This is a genomic window from Streptomyces sp. NPDC050263 (assembly GCF_040655955.1).
GTDB lineage: Bacteria > Actinomycetota > Actinomycetes > Streptomycetales > Streptomycetaceae > Streptomyces.
Window position 1 is genome coordinate 47324 of record NZ_JBFAKW010000046.1, and the last position, 19470, is coordinate 66793.

General features: G+C 71.3%; 17 protein-coding genes. 6 read left to right on the forward strand and 11 right to left on the reverse strand.

Going from position 1 to position 19470, the window contains the following annotated elements; translation table 11 throughout:
• Window positions 1-76: 76 nt before the first annotated feature.
• The gene (locus AB0J04_RS21655) at window positions 77-310 is read right to left on the reverse strand and encodes a hypothetical protein (protein ID WP_363170160.1); all 234 of its coding nucleotides are present in this window, start codon (window positions 308-310) and stop codon (window positions 77-79) included.
• A gap of 199 nt (window positions 311-509) precedes the next feature.
• Here AB0J04_RS21655 and AB0J04_RS21660 point away from each other — a divergent pair, with 199 nt between their 5' ends.
• Together AB0J04_RS21660 and AB0J04_RS21665 are read left to right on the forward strand one after the other, a co-directional pair.
• A complete protein-coding gene (locus AB0J04_RS21660; protein ID WP_363170161.1) occupies window positions 510-1364 on the forward strand; it encodes a SigB/SigF/SigG family RNA polymerase sigma factor in 855 nt (284 codons plus the stop codon).
• A 149-nt stretch (window positions 1365-1513) separates the two neighbouring features.
• Window positions 1514-2698 carry a site-specific integrase gene (locus AB0J04_RS21665; protein WP_363170162.1) on the forward strand — a complete coding sequence of 395 codons (1185 nt, stop codon included), beginning with the start codon at window positions 1514-1516 and terminating at the stop codon, window positions 2696-2698.
• Between the two features lie 95 nt (window positions 2699-2793).
• Here AB0J04_RS21665 and AB0J04_RS21670 read toward each other — a convergent pair whose 3' ends face one another.
• Both AB0J04_RS21670 and AB0J04_RS21675 read right to left on the reverse strand, forming a co-directional pair.
• Window positions 2794-3618, reverse strand: coding sequence for an ABC transporter permease (locus AB0J04_RS21670; protein WP_363170163.1), 825 nt, complete (start codon window positions 3616-3618; stop codon window positions 2794-2796).
• Window positions 3615-4535, reverse strand: a complete 921-nt coding sequence (locus AB0J04_RS21675) for an ATP-binding cassette domain-containing protein (protein ID WP_363170164.1) — start codon at window positions 4533-4535, stop codon at window positions 3615-3617. Before AB0J04_RS21675 ends, AB0J04_RS21670 begins: the two co-directional genes overlap by 4 nt.
• Before the next feature lie 208 nt (window positions 4536-4743).
• Here AB0J04_RS21675 and AB0J04_RS21680 point away from each other — a divergent pair, with 208 nt between their 5' ends.
• From AB0J04_RS21680 to AB0J04_RS21690, 3 genes are all read left to right on the forward strand, one after another.
• On the forward strand, window positions 4744-5919 hold the full coding sequence (locus AB0J04_RS21680; protein ID WP_363170165.1) for a sensor histidine kinase: 1176 nt from the start codon (window positions 4744-4746) through the stop codon (window positions 5917-5919).
• Entirely contained in the window at window positions 5916-6578 is a 663-nt protein-coding gene (locus tag AB0J04_RS21685; protein WP_363170166.1) for a response regulator transcription factor, read from the forward strand. The genes AB0J04_RS21680 and AB0J04_RS21685 overlap by 4 nt, the downstream gene beginning before the upstream one ends.
• A gap of 99 nt (window positions 6579-6677) precedes the next feature.
• Window positions 6678-7109: a hypothetical protein gene (locus AB0J04_RS21690; protein ID WP_363170167.1), complete on the forward strand. Its 432-nt coding sequence runs from the start codon at window positions 6678-6680 to the stop codon at window positions 7107-7109.
• Between the two features lie 27 nt (window positions 7110-7136).
• Here AB0J04_RS21690 and AB0J04_RS21695 read toward each other — a convergent pair whose 3' ends face one another.
• Together AB0J04_RS21695 and AB0J04_RS21700 are read right to left on the reverse strand one after the other, a co-directional pair.
• Window positions 7137-9395, reverse strand: a complete 2259-nt coding sequence (locus tag AB0J04_RS21695; RefSeq protein WP_363170168.1) for an FUSC family protein — start codon at window positions 9393-9395, stop codon at window positions 7137-7139.
• Window positions 9396-9451: 56 nt separating this feature from the next.
• On the reverse strand, window positions 9452-10828 hold the full coding sequence (locus AB0J04_RS21700) for an FAD-dependent oxidoreductase (protein WP_363170170.1): 1377 nt from the start codon (window positions 10826-10828) through the stop codon (window positions 9452-9454).
• A gap of 285 nt (window positions 10829-11113) precedes the next feature.
• Here AB0J04_RS21700 and AB0J04_RS21705 point away from each other — a divergent pair, with 285 nt between their 5' ends.
• A complete protein-coding gene (locus tag AB0J04_RS21705; protein ID WP_363170171.1) occupies window positions 11114-11485 on the forward strand; it encodes a PRC-barrel domain containing protein in 372 nt (123 codons plus the stop codon).
• Between the two features lie 21 nt (window positions 11486-11506).
• Here AB0J04_RS21705 and AB0J04_RS21710 read toward each other — a convergent pair whose 3' ends face one another.
• The 6 genes from AB0J04_RS21710 to AB0J04_RS21735 all read right to left on the reverse strand — a co-directional run.
• Window positions 11507-11953 carry an ATP-binding protein gene (locus AB0J04_RS21710; protein WP_363170172.1) on the reverse strand — a complete coding sequence of 149 codons (447 nt, stop codon included), beginning with the start codon at window positions 11951-11953 and terminating at the stop codon, window positions 11507-11509.
• Between the two features lie 108 nt (window positions 11954-12061).
• Window positions 12062-13963: an AMP-dependent synthetase/ligase gene (locus AB0J04_RS21715; RefSeq protein ID WP_363170173.1), complete on the reverse strand. Its 1902-nt coding sequence runs from the start codon at window positions 13961-13963 to the stop codon at window positions 12062-12064.
• Window positions 13964-14153: 190 nt separating this feature from the next.
• On the reverse strand, window positions 14154-15239 hold the full coding sequence (locus tag AB0J04_RS21720; protein WP_363170174.1) for a glutamate--cysteine ligase: 1086 nt from the start codon (window positions 15237-15239) through the stop codon (window positions 14154-14156).
• Window positions 15240-15297: 58 nt separating this feature from the next.
• On the reverse strand, window positions 15298-17502 hold the full coding sequence (gene glgB, locus AB0J04_RS21725) for a 1,4-alpha-glucan branching enzyme (protein ID WP_363170175.1): 2205 nt from the start codon (window positions 17500-17502) through the stop codon (window positions 15298-15300).
• A gap of 5 nt (window positions 17503-17507) precedes the next feature.
• Entirely contained in the window at window positions 17508-18869 is a 1362-nt protein-coding gene (locus AB0J04_RS21730) for a maltokinase (RefSeq protein WP_363170176.1), read from the reverse strand.
• Window positions 18870-18897: 28 nt separating this feature from the next.
• A partial coding sequence (locus AB0J04_RS21735) for an alpha-glucosidase C-terminal domain-containing protein (protein WP_363170177.1) occupies window positions 18898-19470 on the reverse strand: 573 nt, incomplete at its 5' end.

Sequence of the window (19470 nt, forward strand, 5' to 3'; positions counted from 1 at the left end):
GGCAGCCTCGACCCCGCCCACCACGTATGAATGAACCGTAAACCATTCACGGAGATTTCACGCATACCAAACCCGGTCAAGTGACCGGTTTCACTTCCGTCCTGTTGCGGCCGGGCGCCACGATCTCGTCCAGCACCCTCAGCACGGCCTCGTAGGCGAGCGCCCGCACCTGTGCGTCGCGCGCCCCGTCCGGGTCGGTCCGCCCCGGATCAGCGCTGCGCCCCCGCCAGACCTGCAGTTCCTCCCGGGCGAAGGCCCTGGCCCGCTGGATGCGCCGCAGCAGTTCGTCCGAGTCCACGACATCGGTCATGTACTTCACGTACCCACATCGGCGACTTTCGCGCAGCCGGAGTTTGCTCCTTCAGGTGTCGGGCAGACGGAGGTTCGAGCTTCGGACCGGAGGCGCGCCGAGGGGAGCGGTATGTCCGCCCCGGGGGCCGCACGAACCCCGGGGCGCAGGAGCCCTCCCGCCGACTGTCCCTGAAACCACTCTTCGGGAGCGATTTCGCATGCCCATCGACATGTCGACAAGCCGTCCCAACGCAAACAGCACCCGCCCGGCACGCACCTCACCCACCGCACGCACCTCACCCACCGCACCGCCACGACGCGCCCACGACGACGCCCCCGACACCCTGAGCCGGTTCGTCCGGCTGGTGGCCCTGGAGGCGGGGCCGGAGCGGGACGCCGTGCGCGAGGAGATCGTCACCGCCTGGTTACCCATGGCGCACCGGATCGCCGGCCGGTTCCGCGACCGCGGCGAGACGGTCGAGGACCTGCGGCAGGTGGCGGCCCTCGGACTCGTCAAGGCCGTCGACCGCTTCGACCCCGAGCGCGGCGCCTTCGAGAGCTATGCGGTGCCCACCATCACCGGGGAGGTCAAGCGGCACTTCCGGGACCGTATGTGGGCGCTGCGCGTGCCCCGGCGTGTGCAGGAACTGCGCAACAAGGTGCGCATCGCCCGCCGGGAGCTCGTCCAGCAGCCGGGCGCCGCCGAGCCCTCGGCCGCCGATCTCGCCGCCCGCACCGGCCTCACCGAGGACGAGGTGACGGCCGGTCTGGAGGCCCTGGAGAGCTTCAGCACCCTCTCGCTGGACGCCGAGCCCCCGACCGGCGACGACGGCTACAGCCTCGCCGACACCCTCGGCGCCGCCGACTCCTCCTTCGACGTCGTGGTCGACCGCGAGTCCGCGAGGGAGAGCCTGCGCCGGCTGCCGGAACGCGAGCGTGCCATCCTCTACATGCGCTTCTTCGAGGACATGACACAGAGCAGGATCGCCGACCGGCTGGGCATCTCCCAGATGCACGTCTCCCGGCTCATCAGCCGCAGCTGCGCCCGGGTGCGCGAGGAAGCGCTGCGATGACGGGTCTGTTGACTGCACCAAGTCGGTGATCGCTGGTGTTCCGGCTGGTGGGTGCCGAGGATCTCGGCATGTCCTCGTTTCATGGAATGTCCTCCGTACATCGGGATCTGATGGATGGCTGCGGTCGGTTGCCGTCGGTCGGTGCGGTGGTGAACCGGTGGATGCGGCTGCGCGAGATCCTCACCGCCGCCCAGGCCGTCGAACCCGGTGAGCGGTTCACCGCAGCCGGCGCACAGTGGCAACGCACCGCCAGCGAGTACGACCTCAAGCGCGCCAAGACCGAGAAGTCCTTCCCCGTTCGGGCGATCAACCGCGACACCGGCGAGCTGGTCGCCGTCACCCGGGACGAGACCGCGGCCTTCTGGGGCTGGGCCGTCGTCGAAGTGCTCCGGCACGCCGGCCTGCGGATCGAGGAGTTGACCGAGCTGACCCACTTGAGCGTCCGCAACTACCAGCGTCCCAACGGCGAGGTCGTCGCGCTCCTGGTCGTCACTCCCTCCAAGACGGACCGCGAGCGGGTGATCCCGATGTCCGCCGAACTGTTCCACGTCATCGCTCAGGTCATTCGCCGGCACCGCGGCACCTACGGCACGGTGCCGATCGCGAGCCGGTACGACGTCCACGAGAAGGTGTGGTGCCCACCCCTGCCCTACCTCTTCCAGACCCAGACCGGCCTGGAGCGACAGGCGATGAGCACCAGCACGATCTGGCGCCGCCTGCGCAAGTGCTGCACCGATCTGGCCAAGACCCACCCGGAGTTCGTCGGGACGACGTTCTCCGCCCATGACTTCCGCAGGATCTTCGCCACGGACTTGGTCAACTCGGGGCTGCCCATCCACATTGGTGCCGCTTTGCTCGGCCACCTGAATATCCAGACCACTCGTGGCTGCGTCGCGGTCTTCGACGACGACATTGTGCGGCATTACCAGCAGTTCCTCGACCAGCGTCGCCAGCTGCGGCCGGAGGAGGAGTACCGGGACCCCACATCGGAGGAGTGGTCGGAGTTCCAGGAGCACTTCGACAAGAGGAAGGTCGAGCTGGGCTCCTGCGGGCGCCCTTACGGAACGCCGTGCGCGCATGAGCACGCCTGCATCAGATGCCCGATGCTCTCGGTCAACCCGGCGATGCTGCCCCGGCTGGATGAGCTGGAGGACGACCTGATCGCCCGCCGTCAGCACGCTCTCGCCCAGGGCTGGAAGGGCGAGGTCGAAGGCATCGAGCTGACATTGACGTTCCTGGGCTCCAAGCGGTCCCAGGCTCACCGGTCGCAGCAGCTGCCCACGGTAAACCTGGGCATTCCTGCTGTCCCTCACAGCCGCCTTACAACCGAATGATCAGCAGCGCAGATACCAGACGAGCGGTATCGAGTCCCGGGGCCTCGCCCCCGAAGTGTGCCTCCGGACGGGAGGTGCGCGCCGTGGGGGCACATTCACACGTCGCGGCGCCTCACAACGAGCACGGCGAGTGCGACCGTGATCAGCGGCCAGAGCGCGTACACGATCCAGGAGCCCGGGACCGTGGCGGTGTAGCCCAGGGATCCGGGATCCGGCTCCCAGGTTTGGACCAGGCGATTCCAGGCGGCCGACACCAGTGAGTGTTTGATGTCCGCCGACCAGCGGTTGCTCTCCGAGAACATGGTGGGCAGCATCAGCAGGGTGAAGACGCTGGTGACCATGGTCCCGGCGGCATGCCGGAGCAGAACGCCAAGGCCCAGACCGACCAGGGCACAGACCGGAGCCAGCAACGCGGATGCCACCAGCGCCCGGAACACCCCGGGGTGGGTGATCGGAACGCCGGCATGGTGCCCGTCCAGGATGGCCTGGGAGACCAGGAAGGAACCGGTGGAGGCGACCGTGCCGACCACGGTCCACAGCGCGGCGGTGACGGCCGCCTTGGCCAGCACCACCGAGCCGCGGGCCGGGACGGCCACGGTGGTGGTGCGGATCAGCCCGCTGCTGTACTCGCTTACGACGGAGAGGGCCCCCATGCTGCTGGCGACGAGCATCAGCGTCCAGTAGCCGGCCGCCGGGTAGGCGTCGTAGGGGAGGAAATCGGCGGGGCCGGAGCCCGCGGCCTTGTCCGTCAGTGTGGCCACGGCGGCGGACCCGATGACGAACAGGACGGTGAGTCCGATCGTCCACGGGGTGGAGCGCAGGGACCGTATCTTGATCCACTCGGAGGCGAGCAGGTCGCGGAAGCGGGCAGCCGGTACGGCGACGGGGGTGGTCGGGGGGACGGAGGCGAGTGTGGTCATCGGGGCTGTCCTGCCAGGTATTCGACGCTGTCGGCGGTGAGTTCCATGAAGGCCGCCTCCAGTGAGGCGGTGCGGGTGGTCAGCTCGTCCAGCCGGATGCGGTTCTCGAAGGCGAGCGCGCCGATTCGGTCCGCCGGGAGCCCGGTCACGGCGAGCTTCTCGGCGCCAGCCGATCCCTCCGGCTCGACCGAGGCGCCTGCCGCGGTCAGTACTGCTGCCAGCTCGGCGGCCTGCGGTGTCCCCACCACGACGCTGCTACGGGTGCTACGGGCCGCGAAGTCCCGTAGCGGCTCGGCGGCGATGAGGCGGCCCCGGCCGATGACAACCAGTTGGTCGGCGGTGCTCTCCATCTCCGACATCAGGTGGCTGGATAGGAAGACCGTGCGCCCCTCGGCGGCCAGGCGCCGGAAGAGTCGGCGTACCCAGAGCACGCCCTCCGGGTCCATGCCGTTGATCGGCTCGTCGAACATGAGCACGGGCGGGTCGCCGAGCAGGGCGGTGGCGATCCCCAGCCGCTGTTTCATGCCGAGGGAGAATCCGCCGATGCGGCGGTTCGCCGCCTCGGCCAGCCCCACTTCCTGGAGCACCTCGTCCACCCGGCGCCGCGGGATGCCGTTGCTGCGGGCCAGGGCGGACAGGTGGGCGGCGGCGCTGCGTCCGCCGTGGACCTGTCCGGCGTCGAGGAGGGCGCCGACGTGCCGCAGTCCGCGCGGTTGGTTGTGGAAGGGGACGCCGCTGACGGTGGCGGCGCCGGTGGTGGGAGCGTCCAGGCCGAGGATCATCCGCAGGGTGGTGGACTTGCCGGCTCCGTTGGGGCCGAGGAATCCGGTGACCTGGCCGGGCCGCACGGTGAAGGACAGATGGTCGACGGCCGTCTTGCTGCCGTAACGCTTGGTGAGTTCGTTGACTTCGATCACGGCACCCACATTGCCGAGAGGACCCCCGTCCGGACATGGGGCCGTGGGCGGCAATCGTGCGGCCGCATTGGCCCGTGGGCGTACGTCCCCGGGCTAATGCCGCGCGGGCGGCGGCCGGTTAGTCTCGCGGCGTGAACCCCATGACGATCACTTCGTTGCCTGCGCGCGTCGCGCACCGCAGTGTTGTTCCCGGGAGGGAATGCCGCCGATGACGAGAACCAAGGCCGTGGCCTGGGTGGGCAGTGCCTCTTACCTCCTCGTGGTGGGTCTGCTGGTGGGGGGCGCGCCGCGGGCGTCGGGGTCGGTCGACGGTGTCGGGGCACTGCTGGCCGTGAGTCTGCTCGTCGGCGTGGTGCGACGGATGCCGCTGCTGGCTTTGGCCATGGCACTCTTCGGATCCACTGCCGTGGTGGTGGGCCCTCCGAGCTCCGTCCATGAGGGCCTGGCGGCCTCCTATCAGGGCCAGTTCCTGTCGTATCTGGCGGTGGACCTTGTCCTGGGCTTCATCGTCGCCACCTGCACATGGCGCGCTTCGATCGTCGCGGTGGCCGTGTCCTTCGTCGTGCAGCTGCTGGTGATCGGCGTCTTCGCGCACGGGGACAACCTGACCATCAACGGGGTGATCGGACTCCTGGCGATGGCCGCATCCTGCATGGCCGGTCTGCTGAGTCGCGAGCGCCGCGAGCACGCGGTGGCGCTGCGTGCACAGGAGGTGGCCGAGGCCATGACAGCCGAACGGCTGCGGATCGCACGGGAGCTGCACGACATGGTCGCGCACAGCATCGGCATCATCGCCATCCAGGCCGGTGTGGGCAGCCGGGTCATCCAGACCCAGCCAGCGGAGGCGCGCGAAGCCCTGCGCGCCATCGAGGCCACCAGCAGAGAGACCCTGTCGGGCCTTCGGCGCACGCTGGTGTCGCTCCGTCAGGCCGACCGGGGCGCGACCGCTTCGGAACAGTCATCGCTCGCACCCTCGCCGGGGCTGGCGGACGTCGAACGGCTGACGGCGGCGACCGCGGACGCGGGGGTACGCGTCGACGTACGCCGCAGCGGAGAGCAGCGTCCGCTGCCGGCCGACATCGACCTGTCCGCCTATCGCATCGTGCAGGAGGCGCTGACCAACGTGGTCCGGCACGCGGGCGCCGAGCGTTGCCGGGTGGCCATCGACTACGGAGACGAGGAGCTGTCCGTGGAGGTCGTCGACGACGGGCGCGGCGCCACCGGGAACGGCTCGGCCCACGGCTTCGGCATCATCGGGATGCGGGAACGGGTCGGCCTGCTGCACGGCCACCTCAGCGCCGGGCCGCGTCCCGAGGGCGGCTTCCGGGTGGCGGCCCGGCTGCCGCTGCCCACACCCGTCGGAGTTCCGGTGGAGACCCGATGACCGTCCGCGTGGTGCTCGCCGACGACCAACCGCTGGTGCGGTCCGGCCTGCGCGTACTCATGGCCGACCACTCCGACCTGGAAGTCATCGGTGAAGCCGCCACCGGTGCCGAGGCCGTCCAACTGGTCAGGGACGTCAGCCCCGACGTCGTGGTGATGGACATCCGGATGCCCGGCATGGACGGGATCGAGGCCACCCGACTGATCACGGCCGACCGGGCCACGACGCGGGTACTCGTCCTGACCACCTTCGACGAGGACGACTACGTCTACGGCGCGCTCCGGGCCGGCGCGAGCGGCTTCGTTGTCAAGGACATGGCTCTGGACGACATCCTCGCGGCGATCCGCGTGGTCGCCGCCGGCGACGCACTGATCGCGCCGGGTGTGACGCGCCGTCTGATCGCCGACTTCATCGGGCGCCCCGCGGCTGTCCCGGAGCGCTCCCCACGGCCGATCGAGGGCATCACCGAGCGGGAACGGGAAGTGCTGACCCTGGTCGGACGCGGCCGGTCGAACACCGAGATCGCCGAGGACCTCTTCATCACAGTGGCCACCGCCAAGTCGCACGTGTCCCGGCTGCTCACCAAACTGGGCGCCCGGGACCGGGTCCAGCTCGTCATCACCGCCTACGAGACAGGGCTCATCACGCCGCCTCGCTGATGGCGACCTGCTCGACGCTCATCACCGGGCACCCCCGGCCACAGCTTGGTGCAGAGAAGCGCGAGGTCTGACGTCCGTCTCCCGGGGAACCCGGTCCAGATGAACGAACCAGAGTTCCCGAGCGACGAGCGGCCCGTGGACATGTACCTCGATCTGCTGCGCGTCCGCATGGACAGCGAGGACTACCGGCTTCTGCTGAGGGTCGTCGCCCCCGCCCTGCGCGCTCTCGACGAACAGCCACCCGAGAATCTCGACTTCGCGCTCGATCCGGAGGACACCGAGCACCTGCCCCAGGAGATACGCGACGAGGCCGCCCTGGTCATCGCCACCGCGGTCACCGGCCGGCTGGACAACCGGCTGGTCGAGATCGACGTCGACGGCACCGGCCCGGTCAGGGTGGTCACCGACGCGGTCACCGCGTCCGATCCCGCCCGGCTCGCCGAGATCGCCGGCATCATCATGCAGCGCCACCGGGACACCGAGGAACTGCGGGGCATCGCGGAGGCGAGCGGTATGCCCACGGACTTCTGAGGCCGACAGGGGCCGCCGGCAGCGCTCTCACTTCGGGGGCGGCACCGCCGGAGCGACCCGCACCCCGAGCGGGCGGGCGAGGCCGACCACCGCCTCGTCCAGGCGCTGTAGATGCCGTAGCACCCGGTCGGTCACCCGGCCGTAGCGCGGGGTGCCCGCCCCGCCAGGCTTCAGCAGAGCGGCGATGCTCGGCCCGGTCAGTACGTCGGCGGTGCTCCGCTCGTCCGCGACGCGCGCGGCGAGGGCCCCGATGTTGTGCAGGATGCGCTGCCCGGCCCGGCGCAGCCGCGGGTCCGCCGCGATCGACGGATGCGTCGGCAGCAGCTCCGCCGTGGCCGCCAGGGAGCGGGCGTGGTACGCGCAGGTCTCCAGCAGCGCGACGACGTACTGGGCCGTGTCCCGCCGTGTGCGCAGCGGGGTGACCGGATGGGTCAGGGGCTGCGTGGCGGCCCGCAGATCGGCCAGCGACTGATCCAGATCGCGGGCCCGGTCCAGCAGCTCCGCCGGGGGCCCGCCGCTGAGCTGCTCCACGGCCGCCTCGGTGACCTCGGTCAGCCGGTCCAGCACGGTCCCGAGCAGTTCGTTGGTCCGCCGGTCCGTGTGCACCGGCAGCACCAGCGCCGCCGCGACGATCCCGCAGGCCGCCCCGAGCGCAGTCTCCTCGATCCGCAGCACCAGCACCGACAGGCTGTAGGTGTGCAGCAGCGTGTAGAGCACGCCCAGCGCGGCCGTCACGAAGAACGACATCAGCGTGTACGACAGCGGCGCCGTGTAGAACATCGCGAACACGCACAGCAGCACCACCGCGAACGCCGTCCAGGTGTGGTGTCCGACCAGTCCCGCCAGCACGATGCCCGCGACCACGCCGAGCGCCGTGCCCAGCAGCCGTCGGTAGCCCTTGACCAGGATCTCCCCGGTGGAGGCGGTGTTGAGGAAGACGATCCAGCAGGTCAGCACCGCCCAGTACCAGCGGTGCGAGGAGAGCAGCTCGCCGCCGACGATGGCCAGCGACGACCCGACGGCGACCTGCACCGCGGCCCGGGTCGTCGGCCGCCGCAACCCCGTGGCCTGCTCCGCCGTGCCCTCGTCCTCCTCGGCCACGCCGATCGAGGCGTCCTCCGCGTCCAGTTCCTCGCGGGAGCGGGCCGTCTCGGGGCTGTCGTCGGACTCGTCCTGCGGCCCGTCGAGCGCGATCCGCAGCCCCAGCACGGCACGCGCCGCCTCGCCGACGCCCCGGAAGACGTCCTGCACGGCGGGCGAGGCCGACGGCAGGTTCTCCTCGTCCCGGTAGCCGAGCAGCCGGTTGCGCACCTGCGACAGCGCCGTGCCCGACGCCTCCTCGACGGGATGCCGTACGAGCAGCGCCAGGGCCCGCAGATCGCGGCGCAGGGCGTCGAGCGACTCGTCCCGGACAGGGAGACGACCGCCTTCCGGCAGGGGCGCGCCCGGCAGATGCAGGGTCAGGGTGTCGGCGCGCTCGACGCTGCGGGCCGTCAGCAGGAGCAGCCCCAGCCGCTCGGCGGCGATCTCGGCGTCGGCGACCCGGCGCTGCACCAGCCGGGCCGTCGCCTCGTCCGCAGTGCCCTCCTCCAGCCGGCCGTGGATCATCATGGCCGTCTCGTGCAGCCGGGCGGTGCCCTCGCGGACCTGGGCGAGGGCCTTGTCCACGTCGTCCGGGCCGGCGTCGAGCAGGTCGAGCTGGGCGTCGAGCAGCTGCGCCAGCCGCGCCCGGAACGCCAGCCGCAGCCGCTGGAGGATCCCGGTCGGGGTCTGCGGCACCAGCACGAACCGGGCCACCGCGCTGCACGCGAAGGCGACGGCGAGCACCCCCTGGTACCCCGCCAGGTCTGACGTCCCGACGCCGACGAACAACGCCATGAAGTAGACCTGGAAGGCGATCAGCCCGAGGGCCGTGCCCCGGTCGCCGAACCGGCGGCCGTACACCGCGCAGAAGATCAGCGCGACGAAGAAGAAGTCCCCGCCCAGCACCCGCGAGCTGAGCAGCGCCGCCAGCGACACCGAGGCCAGAGCCACCGGCAGGCCCACGGCCAGCGTGACCGCCTGCCGGTGGCGCTGCTTCTCCCGGACGGCGAACGTGGCGACCATCGCCGCGATCGCCCCCGCCACCAGATGCGGGACGTCGGCGCCCGGCAGGGAGAGCACGGCCAGCGTGCACGTGATCGCGCCGACCGTCCGCAGCCCGGCCGCCAGCCGCAGCAGCCCGGGATCGGACGCCGCGACCCGATCCCGCCACCGCGCGCCGAACGACCGTGCCGCCGCCCTCACGCGGCCGTGCTCTCGCCCACCGTCTCTCCCGCCGTCCGTCTCCGCCGCCCCGGGCCTCAGGCGGTCTCCGGGCCGTTCTCCTCGACCCGCGCCCGTACCTGCTCGGGCGTCAGATACCGGTCCGTGTGATCGAAGTCCTTCAGGTTCGCCGCCCGGCGCGCCTGGAGGCCGGTGCGGACGAAATCGTCGCCCGCGACCGCGTTGAGCGTCCAGTTCGTGAGCACCCGCGCCTTGGCCACGCCCGTGCGCAGCGCCCCCCAGTGGTAGCCGCGGGCCACGGCCTGCGCGGGCAGCCCCCGCAGCGGTATGCCGAGCGGCTTGGAGACGGCGTCGGTGCCGCCGAGGTCGACGACCAGACCGAGGTCCTTGTGCACGTACGGCCGCATCGACTGGCCCCGCAGCGTCGCGATGACGTTGTCGGCGACGACTTTGCCCTGCCGCATCGCGTGCTGCGCGGTCGGCGGGCACACCGCGCCGTCCTCGCCCTTGGCGACGTCGGGCACGGCGGCGGCGTCCCCGAGCGCGAACACCCCGTCGTCGCCGGGCAGATTCAGCTCGGCCTCGACGGCGAGCCGCCCGCGGACCGTCTCCGCGCCCAGCGTCGCGATGAGCGGGCTCGCCACGACCCCCGCCGTCCAGATGAGGGTCCGGGTCGGGACCACCCGCCCGTCGGTGAAGGTGACCTCCTCCGGGCCCGCCTTGGCGACGGACACGCCGAGCGAGATCTCGATCCCCCGTTTGCGCAGCACCTCCTGAGCGCTGAGCCCGAGCTTGTCGCCGAGTTCCGGCATCAGCTTCGGGGCGATGTCGATCAGATGCCACTTGATCAGGTTCTGGTCCAGCCGCGGATAGCGCTTGACCGCGTTGTGGGTGAGCAGTTGCAGACACGCGGCGGTCTCGGTGCCGGCGTAGCCGCCGCCCACCACCACGAACTGGAGCCGCGAGGCCCGCTCGGCGGGGTCGTGGCTGGCGTCGGCGAGATCCAGCTGGCTGATGACGTGGTCGCGGATGTAGGCGGCCTCCGCGAGGGTCTTCATCCCGAAGGCGTTGTCGGTCAGCCCGGGGATGTCGAAGGTGCGGGTGACGCTGCCGGGGGCCAGCACGATGTAGTCGTACCGCTCGTCGACGATCTCGTCGGTGATGGTCCGGATGACGCAGACCTTCGACTTCAGGTCCACGCCGACGGCGTCGCCCGGAATGATCCGGGTGCGGTACCTCCTGCTGCGGCGCAGGGAGAGAGCGATCGACTGGGGCGTCAGCACCCCTGAGGCGACCTGAGGCAGCAGCGGCAGATAGAGCTGGTAGGAGTACGGCGTCACCAGAGTGACGTCGGCCTCCGCGGCGGCGAGCCTGCGTTCCAGACGCCGAACGCACCCCACTCCGGCGAAGCCCGCACCCACCACCAGGATCCTGGGTCGTGTCACGTTGTCCATCCCTTTCTGCGGCTCCAGGCGGTCTGCCCCGACGTCTGCGCGAGCCCCGCCCCCGGGCGCTTCGCCACTCGTCGATCCCACCGCGCCCGGGCCGGTTCCGCCAGCCGTGCGAGGCATGCAGACGAACGTTTCTCCTGAGGCCACCGTCGTACCCCTCGAAAGGCCTGTATACGCCCCCGACCGATGGCCTTGAACAGCCCATGGCGTCCACAACGGGGGGCACGGGCCCGAATGCGGCCGCCGCGGAAGGGTAATTGAGTTGTGGAGCGGGAGAGGGGAGCAGCGGTGAGCATCGACGGAATCTGGTCGTACACGCAGGAAAGCGGCGCTGCCGAAGGTCAGGACCTGACCGGCTACGCCGTCGTGACGGCCGACGGCGCCCTCGGACACGTGGAACGCGAGGCCGGTCCGCACGGCATGCGGCACCTGGTCGTCGACACGGGCGTCTGGCTGTTCGGCAGGAGCGCCGTCGTCCCGGCGGGCGTCGTGACGGGCATCGACCACGCGGGCCGCAGGGTCTTCCTGGCCTGCACGGGGGACGAGGTCAAGGAAGCACCGCGCTTCCGCACCGACAGCGAGACGAGGGACCCGGCGTACCTCACGGCCGTCGGCGACCACTACCGCCGGCTGACCCCGCGCGGCACGACGTCGGCGTGAGCGAGGAGGCCGCCCGCGTCCTCACCACGGCAGGAAGACGTGGACGTCCTTCCCCTGCCCCCGGCCCGCCTCGTTCGGCACCACGCTGACCTGGCTGCAGAGCGTGTGGACGAGGTACCAGCCGATGCCCCCGCCCCCGCTGTCGGGACGGAACGGCCGCGGGGTCGGCGGGGTGCTGCTGGTGTCGTGGAGCGTGATGTGCACCCCGTCGAAGGTGGGGCGCAGCCGCAGTTCGAAGGGGCCCGGCGCGTACTGGACCGCGTTGGCGGCCAGCTCGGTGACGATCAGCACGATGTCGTGCCAGCAGTCCGGCGAGGCGGGCGGCGCGGTCCGTGCCAGCTCGCGGAGGAACTCCTCCGTGGCCAGCCGGGCGCCCGTCACGTCCCGGGGCTCGCCCGCGAAACGGGCCGTACTGCTCGCAATCGTCCAGGAAGACAGTGCGTCGTCACCACGCGGCTCGGTTGCCATGTCGTCTGTGCGGCCCCGTCGCTGCCGGGACCGTCGTCCTTTCTCGTACGGCTCTTCGGTTCGCCCCTTTCAGGGTTCCCGAGGCCCCGCAGGCCAATCGGGACCGGTTCAGCGGAACACGTCGTCCGCGTCGTCCCAGCCCAGCACCTCCTCCGGAGCGCTCTGCCGCGGCAGCCGCGCCCGTGCCTGGTACATCGCCTCGATCTCCGCCGCGTAGTGCGCCACGATCGAGTCGCGGCGCAGCTTCATCGAGGGCGTCAGCAGCCCGTTGGCCTGGTCGAACGGCTGCGGAAGGATGCGGAAGGCGCGGATCGACTCCGAGCGGGACACCGTGCTGTTGGCGGCGGCCACCGCCCGTCCGATCTCCTCCCGCAGCGCGTTCTCCTCCCGCGCCTCCCGGCTCTGCGGGTCGCCGTGCAGCGTCAGGCTCCCGCGCCAGTGGACCAGGAAGTCGGGGTCGAGCGTGATCAGCGCGCCCACACAGGGCCGGTTGTCGCCCACGACCACGGCCTGGTGCACGAGCGGATGCATCCGCAGCCGCTGCTCCAGCGCGGCCGGCGCCACACTCTTGCCGCTGCTGGTGATGATGACGTCCTTCTTGCGGCCGGTGATCGTGAGATAGCCGTCGGAGTCCAGGAAGCCGAGGTCGCCCGTGGCCAGCCAGCCGCCCCACATCGCGGCCCGGGTCGCGGTCTCGTCGTTGACGTACCCCTGGAACACCGACGGGCCCCGCACCAGGATCTCGCCGTCGTCCGCCACCCGGATGTCGGTGCCCGGCAGCGCCTGTCCGACGGTGCCCGACTTCTCCCGGCCCAGCGGCTGCATGGTGATCCCGCCGCTGGTCTCGGTCAGACCGTAGCCGTCGTGCACATAGACGCCGATGCCCTCGTAGAACAGCGACAGATCGCGATGGAGCGGGGAGCCGCCCGAGGTGGCGCGGTGGACCCGACCGCCCAGCGCGGCCCGGAGCCTGCGGTACACCGTCCGTTCGAACAGGGCGTGCTGCAACCGCAGGTCGAGGCCGGGCCCCGAGCCGCGGCCCAGCCGATGGCGTTCGACGGCGGCCGCGAAGTCCCGGGCCGTCTCCGCCGCCCGCTCGAACAGCGCGCCGCGGCCCGACTCCTGGGCGGCCCGCAGAAAGTTCTTGTAGATCTTCTCGAAGACCGACGGGACCGCGTACAGATACGTCGGCCGGAACGTGCGCAGCGACTGGGAGAGGCTGTCCGCGCCGAGATCGGGCTCATGGCCCATCAGGATGCCGCCGCGCAGACACATGCCCTGGATCATCAACCCGTAGACGTGGGAGAACGGCAGGAACGCCAGCACGCGTCCCTGCTCCCCCGGGCGCGCCGCCGTGTGCCCCCACCCCGCCAGGAGCGTGTCGCACGGGCTGGCCAGGCTGCGGTGACTCAGCGCACAGCCCAGCGGCCGGCCCGAGGTGCCGGAGGTGTAGGCGATCACCGCGGTCGAGTCGGGCAGCACGATCCGGCGCAGCGAGTGGATCGTGGTGATCGGCACCAACCGGCCGCGCTGCGCGAGCTCGTCGAGCGCGCCCGCGTCCAACTGCCAGACGTGGCGCAGCGCGGGCAGCGCCGCGCACACCGATCCCACGGTCATGACGCTCTGTTCGTCCTCGACGACCACGCCGACACAGCCGGAGTCCCGCAGGATCCACTCGACCTGGTCGCGCGAGGACGTCGGATACACCGGGACGACCTCCGCGCCGACCGCCCACAGCGCGTGGCAGAGCACCGTCCACTCGTACCGGGTGCGGGCCATGATCGCGACCCGGTGGCCGGGCTTGATCCCGCACGCCACGAACCCCTTGGCCAGGTCGGCCACTTCGTCCCGCAGCTCGACGGCCGTCACCTGCGCCCAGTCGGCGGAGCCGGCGGGCCGCCGCGAGAGCACCGGAAGCTCGGGGGTACGGGCGGCTGTCTCGAAGACGCTGTCGACGAGCCCCGCGGTCAGCGGCGAGGTGGTGGGGGGAGCGAGGGCGAAGTCGCGCATGCGCTGCTCCTGACGTGTACGGGCTGTGACCTCGCCGACGGGAACTGTTATCGACGGTGGTCGAATCTAGCCCAGGTCGGACCGGTTGTGGCCTGGATCGAATAAGTAATCCGCGTTGGTGATCTCGCCGTGACCGGACGGCTCGCCGAGGCCCCGAACCCGGAGGCCGGGCGGGGGATCGGCGGCCGTCTCAGGCCTGGGTGTGCCGCACACAGGCGGTGACCACCTCGCGCAGGTTACCGGTGCGTTCCCACACGTCGCGCTGGATCCGCGAGCCGTTGCCGTGCCGCAACAGCCGGGCGCAGGACGCACGGGCCCGCTCCAGGTCCCCGGTGTCCGCCAGCGCGTCCTCGACATGCTCCAGCAGGGCCCGCACGACGGTCTCGGCGCGGGTCCGCCGCATGGTCGCGGGGTGCAGCAGATCGCCGTTCAGCCCCGAGCGGGCGGCGCGCCAGCCGGCCAGCCGCAGCAGGCTCACGCTGTGGTCCAGCGGCGCCTGGCCGGCCTCCCACTCGCGGGCGGCGGTCTCGACGAGCCCGCGCACCAGCGTGGCGATCAGCACGGCGGTGTCCGCGTGCAGACAGACGTCCGCCACCCGCACCTCCACCGTCGGATAGCGCGCCGACAGCCGGGCGTCGAAGTAGATCATGCCCTCGTCGAGGATCGTGCCCGTGGCCACCATGTCCGCCACCTGCCGGTGGTACCGCTCCGCCGAACCGAACAGCTCGGTCGGCCCCGCCGACGGCCAGCGCGCCCACACCCGGCTGCGATAACTGCTGTAGTCCGTCTCCCGGCCCTGCCAGAACGGTGAGTTGGCACTCAGTGCCGACAGCACCGACAGCCAGGGCCGGATCCGGTCGACGACCGCGACGCCCTCGTCGTCCGAGTCGACGGACACATGGACATGGCAGCCGCACACCATCTGCTCACGCGTCGCGATGCCGTACTGCTCCGCCATCCACTGGTAGCGCCGGTTCATGCTGACGGAAGGGCTCACCGGCAGCGGGGACGAGGCGAGCGCGACGACCGCGCACCCGGCGTCCCGGGCGTGCCGAGCCGCCTCCCGGCGCATGTCCACGATCTCCGCGCCGAGCTCGCCCATGCCCGACTGCGGGTGGGTGGCGAACTCGAGCATCTGCTTGTGCAGTTCCTTCTCGAAGACGTCCTGCGCCTCGCACCGCGAGGCACGGGCGAGGACGGCGGCGGACAGGGCTTGCGGCTCCCCGGTCTCCGGGTCGACCAGGAGGAGCTCCTCCTCCACTCCGACGGTGCGCACGGGATACGGCCTCTCTCTGGCGGGTGGTACGCACCCGACTGCCCTGTCCGATGTCTGTTCACACGGACGCCGGCACCAGCCACACCGTGGCCAGGGGCGGCAGCGTGATCCTGAGCTCCCCGTTCTGAGGCGCGACGGGCGCCGGGTGGCCGACACCGCCGCCGCCGTACGCTTCCGCGTCGGTGTTGAGCACCTCACGCCAGGCCCGGACCTCGCCGGGGACGGCGAGCCGGTAGTCGTGCCGCACGACGGGGGAGAAGTTGCTGACGGCCAGCAGCGGAGCGCCGTGGGCGTCGTGGCGCAGGAACGCGAAGACGTTGTCGTCCGCCGCGTCGCCGAGCACCCACCGGAAGCCGGCCGGGTCGGTGTCGCGCTCCCAGAGGGCCGGGGTGGCCCGGTAGACGGTGTTGAGATCGCGCACCAGGTCCCGCACCCCCCGATGGTCGCCCGCCGACGCGTACCCGGGATCGAGCAGCCACCACTCCGGCCCGTGTGCCTCGGACCACTCCGCGCCCTGGGCGAACTCCTGCCCCATGAAGAGGAGTTGCTTGCCCGGGTGAGCCCACATGAAGCCCAGGTACGCACGGTGGTTCGCGCGCCGCTGCCACCAGTCGCCGGGCATCTTGGAGACCAGCGCCTGCTTGCCGTGCACCACCTCGTCGTGCGAGATGGGCAGGACGTAGTTCTCGCTGTACGCGTACACCATCGAGAACGTCATCTCGTTGTGGTGGTACTTGCGGTGCACCGGCTCCTTGCCGATGTACTGCAGCGAGTCGTGCATCCAGCCCATGTTCCACTTCAGCCCGAAGCCGAGACCGCCGCTGTCGGTCGGCCGGGTCACCCCGTCCCAGGCGGTGGACTCCTCCGCGATCGTCACGACCCCCGGACTGCGGCGGTACACCGTCGCGTTCATCTCCTGCAGGAACGCCATCGCGTCCAGGTCCTCCCGGCCGCCGAACACGTTCGGCGTCCACTGTCCGGAGTCCCGCGAGTAGTCGAGATAGAGCATGGAGGCGACGGCGTCCACCCGCAGACCGTCGACGTGGAACTCCTCGCACCAGTAAGTGGCGTTCGCCACGAGGAAGTTGCGCACCTCGACACGCGCGAAGTCGAACTCGTAGGTCCCCCAGTCCGGATGCTCGGCCCGCCGCGAGTCCCCGGGCTCGTAGAGCGGGTCCCCGTCGAACCGGGCCAACGCCCAGTCGTCCTTGGGGAAGTGCGCCGGCACCCAGTCCACGATCACGCCGATCCCGGCCCGGTGCAGGGCGTTCACCAGGTACTTGAAGTCGTCCGGGGTGCCGAGCCGGGAGGTCGGAGCGTAGAAGCCGGTGACCTGATATCCCCAGGAACCCGAGAACGGATGCTGGGCGACCGGCATGAACTCCACATGGGTGAAACCGAGATCATCGACATAGGCCGGGAGTTCCTCCGCCAGCTGACGGTACGTGAGCCCGGGCCGCCAGGACGGCAGATGGACCTCGTACACGGAGAACGGCGCCACGTGCACGGGAACGTCGCCCCGGTGCGCCATCCACTCCTCGTCCGACCACTCGTAGTGCGAGGCGTGCACGATCGACGCCGTGTCCGGCGGCACCTCGGAGCGCCGGGCCATCGGGTCGGCCTTGAGGAAGCGGTCGCCGTAACGGGAGGTGATCTCGAACTTGTACCGGGTGCCCTCGCCGATCCCGGGCAGGAACAGCTCCCACACCCCTGACGCGCCGAGGGACCGCATCGGGAACGCCGTCCCGTCCCAGAAACAGAAGTCCCCGGCCACCCGCACCCCCTGGGCGTTCGGCGCCCACACCGTGAACCGGGTGCCGATCACCCCCTGGTGGGCCATCGGCTCCGCGCCCAGCGCCTTCCACAGCTCCTCGTGCCGCCCCTCACGGATGAGATGCAGATCGAGGTCGCCCAGGGCCGGGAGGAAGCGGTAGGGGTCGTCCACCTTGTGCTCGGCGCCCTCGTACGACACCAGCAGCGTGTACGCGGGCACCGCGTCGAGCGGCAGCAGGACGGCGAAGAGACCGTCGCCCTCCGAGACCAGCGGGGTGGGATCGCCGTGGATCAGGACGCTCACGGCGTCGGCGAAGGGCCGCAGGGCCCGGAAGACGACCCCGCCCTCCACCGGGTGCGCGCCCAGCAGCGCGTGCGGATCGTGATGGGAGCCCGACAGCAGCCGACCGCGGTCGGCCGGATCGAGGGCGGGCGCCGTGCGCGGGCGGGGGCCGGCCGACTCGGGCGGAGAGGTGTCACGCAGGGCCACAGGGGTCAGCCTCCTCGGACGGCGAGTCGTTCGATCGCCGCCATGGGTACGGGGAGCCAGTCGGGACGGTTACGGGCCTCGTACAGCACTTCGTACACGGCTCGGTCCGTCTCGTAGGCACGCAGCAGGGCATGTTTCTTGCGGGGGTCCCAGCCCGCGCGGGCCGCGTAGCCCGCGCAGTAGGCCTCCCGGCAGCGGCGCGCCCACTCGGGCCGCCACGGCCGGCGCTGGCGGGCCGCGTAGTCGAACGAGCGCAGCATTCCGGCGATGTCCCGGACCGGGGAGTGGGCGCTGCGCCGCTCGGCCAGCGGACGCGACGGCTCGCCCTCGAAGTCGATGACGAACCAGTCGCGCCCGGCGCGCAGCACCTGCCCGAGGTGCAGATCGCCGTGGATGCGCTGGGCGGGCGGCCCGGCGTCGCAGACGGAGAGCGCTCCGAACGCGGTGGTCAGGCCGGGGACGAACGGGCGCAACGCCGGCACATGGTGCGCGGCCGCCTCCAGCCGCTCGGTCATCGCCGCCGCCGTCCGCCCGTCCTCCGCGTCCGGGCCGGCCGGCAGGGCCGCGGCCAGCGCCAGATGGACGTCCGCCGTGGCCCGCCCCAGTTCCTCGGCCTCCGCCGCGAAGTCCTCGCCGCGGGCGAGCGCCCGCAGGGCCAGCGTCCAGCCGTCCGAGGCGTCGGGCAGGAACGGCTGGAGCACGCCGAGCGTCGCCTCCTGCGGATGCGTCGTCGAGAACCAGGCCACCGGCGCGGGCACCCGCCCGCACCCCTGCCCGGCCAGCGCGACCGGCACCTCCAGGTCGGGATTCACCCCGGGCTGGATCCGCCGGAAGATCTTCAGGATGAACGCGTCCCCGTACACCAGCGAGGTGTTGGACTGCTCGGCCTCCAGCAGCCGCGGCGCGAGCCCCGGGGGCAGCGACACGGACGGGTCGGACTCGAAGCACAGCGGGCCGAGCGTGCCGGGGTGCCGCATCCGCTCCAGGAGCAGATGCGTCGACCGGGGGTCCTGCAACGCGTCATGGACCGTCAGACCGGCCAGCGGCCCGTCCTCCACCCTGCCGATCAGCGCCCGGCCGAGGCGCGGCGACAGATGCTCCTGGAGTCCGAGGAGCAGCTGGTAGCAGTCGCCGGCCGGGGGAGTGTTCCCGGGCGTCGGGACGCCCGACTGACCGGCGTGCACGAGCAGATGCAGACAGCCCGGGTACAGCTCGGTCATCGAGAGCATGCGCAGATCGGTGAGGGGCCGGTCCTTGCCGGCGAACCAGCGCTGCCGCGGCAGCCACTCCCGCAGCAGCGAGGCGAGCGGTCCGACCGAGCGGACGCCGCTCGCGCCGCTCGGCCGCAGGGGTGCGGTCTTCGTCACGGTGACCCATCCTTTCCGCGGCGCACGCTCACAGGCGGCGACCGATCCGGGACGCGGCTCTGGTGAGCCGGAACCAGTAGAAGCCGTGGCCCGCGAGGGTGAGCAGATAGGGCAGTTCACCGATGGCGGGGAACCGGACGCCGCCGAAGAGCTCGACGGGATACCGCCCGTCGAAGCGGCGCAGGTCGAGTTCGGTGGGCTGTGCGAAGCGCGAGAAGTTGTGCACGCACAGCACGAGGTCGTCCTCGTACTCCCGCAGGAAAGCGAGAACGGCCTGGTTGGACGACTGGAGTTCGGTGTACGTCCCGAGCCCGAAGGCGGGGTTCTGCTTGCGGATCTCGATCATGCGCCGGGTCCAGTGCAGCAGCGACGAGGGCGACGACATCGACGCCTCGACGTTGGTGACCTGGTACCCGTAGACGGGATCCATGATCGCGGGGAGGGACAGCCGCCCGGGGTCGCAGGACGAGAAGCCCGCGTTGCGGTCCGGTGTCCACTGCATGGGGGTGCGGACGGCGTCGCGGTCGCCGAGCCAGATGTTGTCGCCCATGCCGATCTCGTCGCCGTAGTAGAGGATCGGCGAGCCGGGCAGCGACAGCAG

What these genes read in the sequence shown, in the direction of transcription:
- AB0J04_RS21655 (WP_363170160.1), bottom strand. Translation starts at nt 310, where the DNA reads ATGACCGATGTCGTGGACTCGGACGAACTGCTGCGGCGCATCCAGCGG.
- AB0J04_RS21660 (WP_363170161.1), top strand. Translation starts at nt 510, where the DNA reads ATGCCCATCGACATGTCGACAAGCCGTCCCAACGCAAACAGCACCCGC.
- AB0J04_RS21670 (WP_363170163.1), bottom strand. Translation starts at nt 3,618, where the DNA reads ATGACCACACTCGCCTCCGTCCCCCCGACCACCCCCGTCGCCGTACCG.
- AB0J04_RS21680 (WP_363170165.1), top strand. Translation starts at nt 4,744, where the DNA reads ATGACGAGAACCAAGGCCGTGGCCTGGGTGGGCAGTGCCTCTTACCTC.
- AB0J04_RS21685 (WP_363170166.1), top strand. Translation starts at nt 5,916, where the DNA reads ATGACCGTCCGCGTGGTGCTCGCCGACGACCAACCGCTGGTGCGGTCC.
- AB0J04_RS21690 (WP_363170167.1), top strand. Translation starts at nt 6,678, where the DNA reads ATGAACGAACCAGAGTTCCCGAGCGACGAGCGGCCCGTGGACATGTAC.
- AB0J04_RS21700 (WP_363170170.1), bottom strand. Translation starts at nt 10,828, where the DNA reads ATGGACAACGTGACACGACCCAGGATCCTGGTGGTGGGTGCGGGCTTC.
- AB0J04_RS21710 (WP_363170172.1), bottom strand. Translation starts at nt 11,953, where the DNA reads ATGGCAACCGAGCCGCGTGGTGACGACGCACTGTCTTCCTGGACGATT.
- AB0J04_RS21715 (WP_363170173.1), bottom strand. Translation starts at nt 13,963, where the DNA reads ATGCGCGACTTCGCCCTCGCTCCCCCCACCACCTCGCCGCTGACCGCG.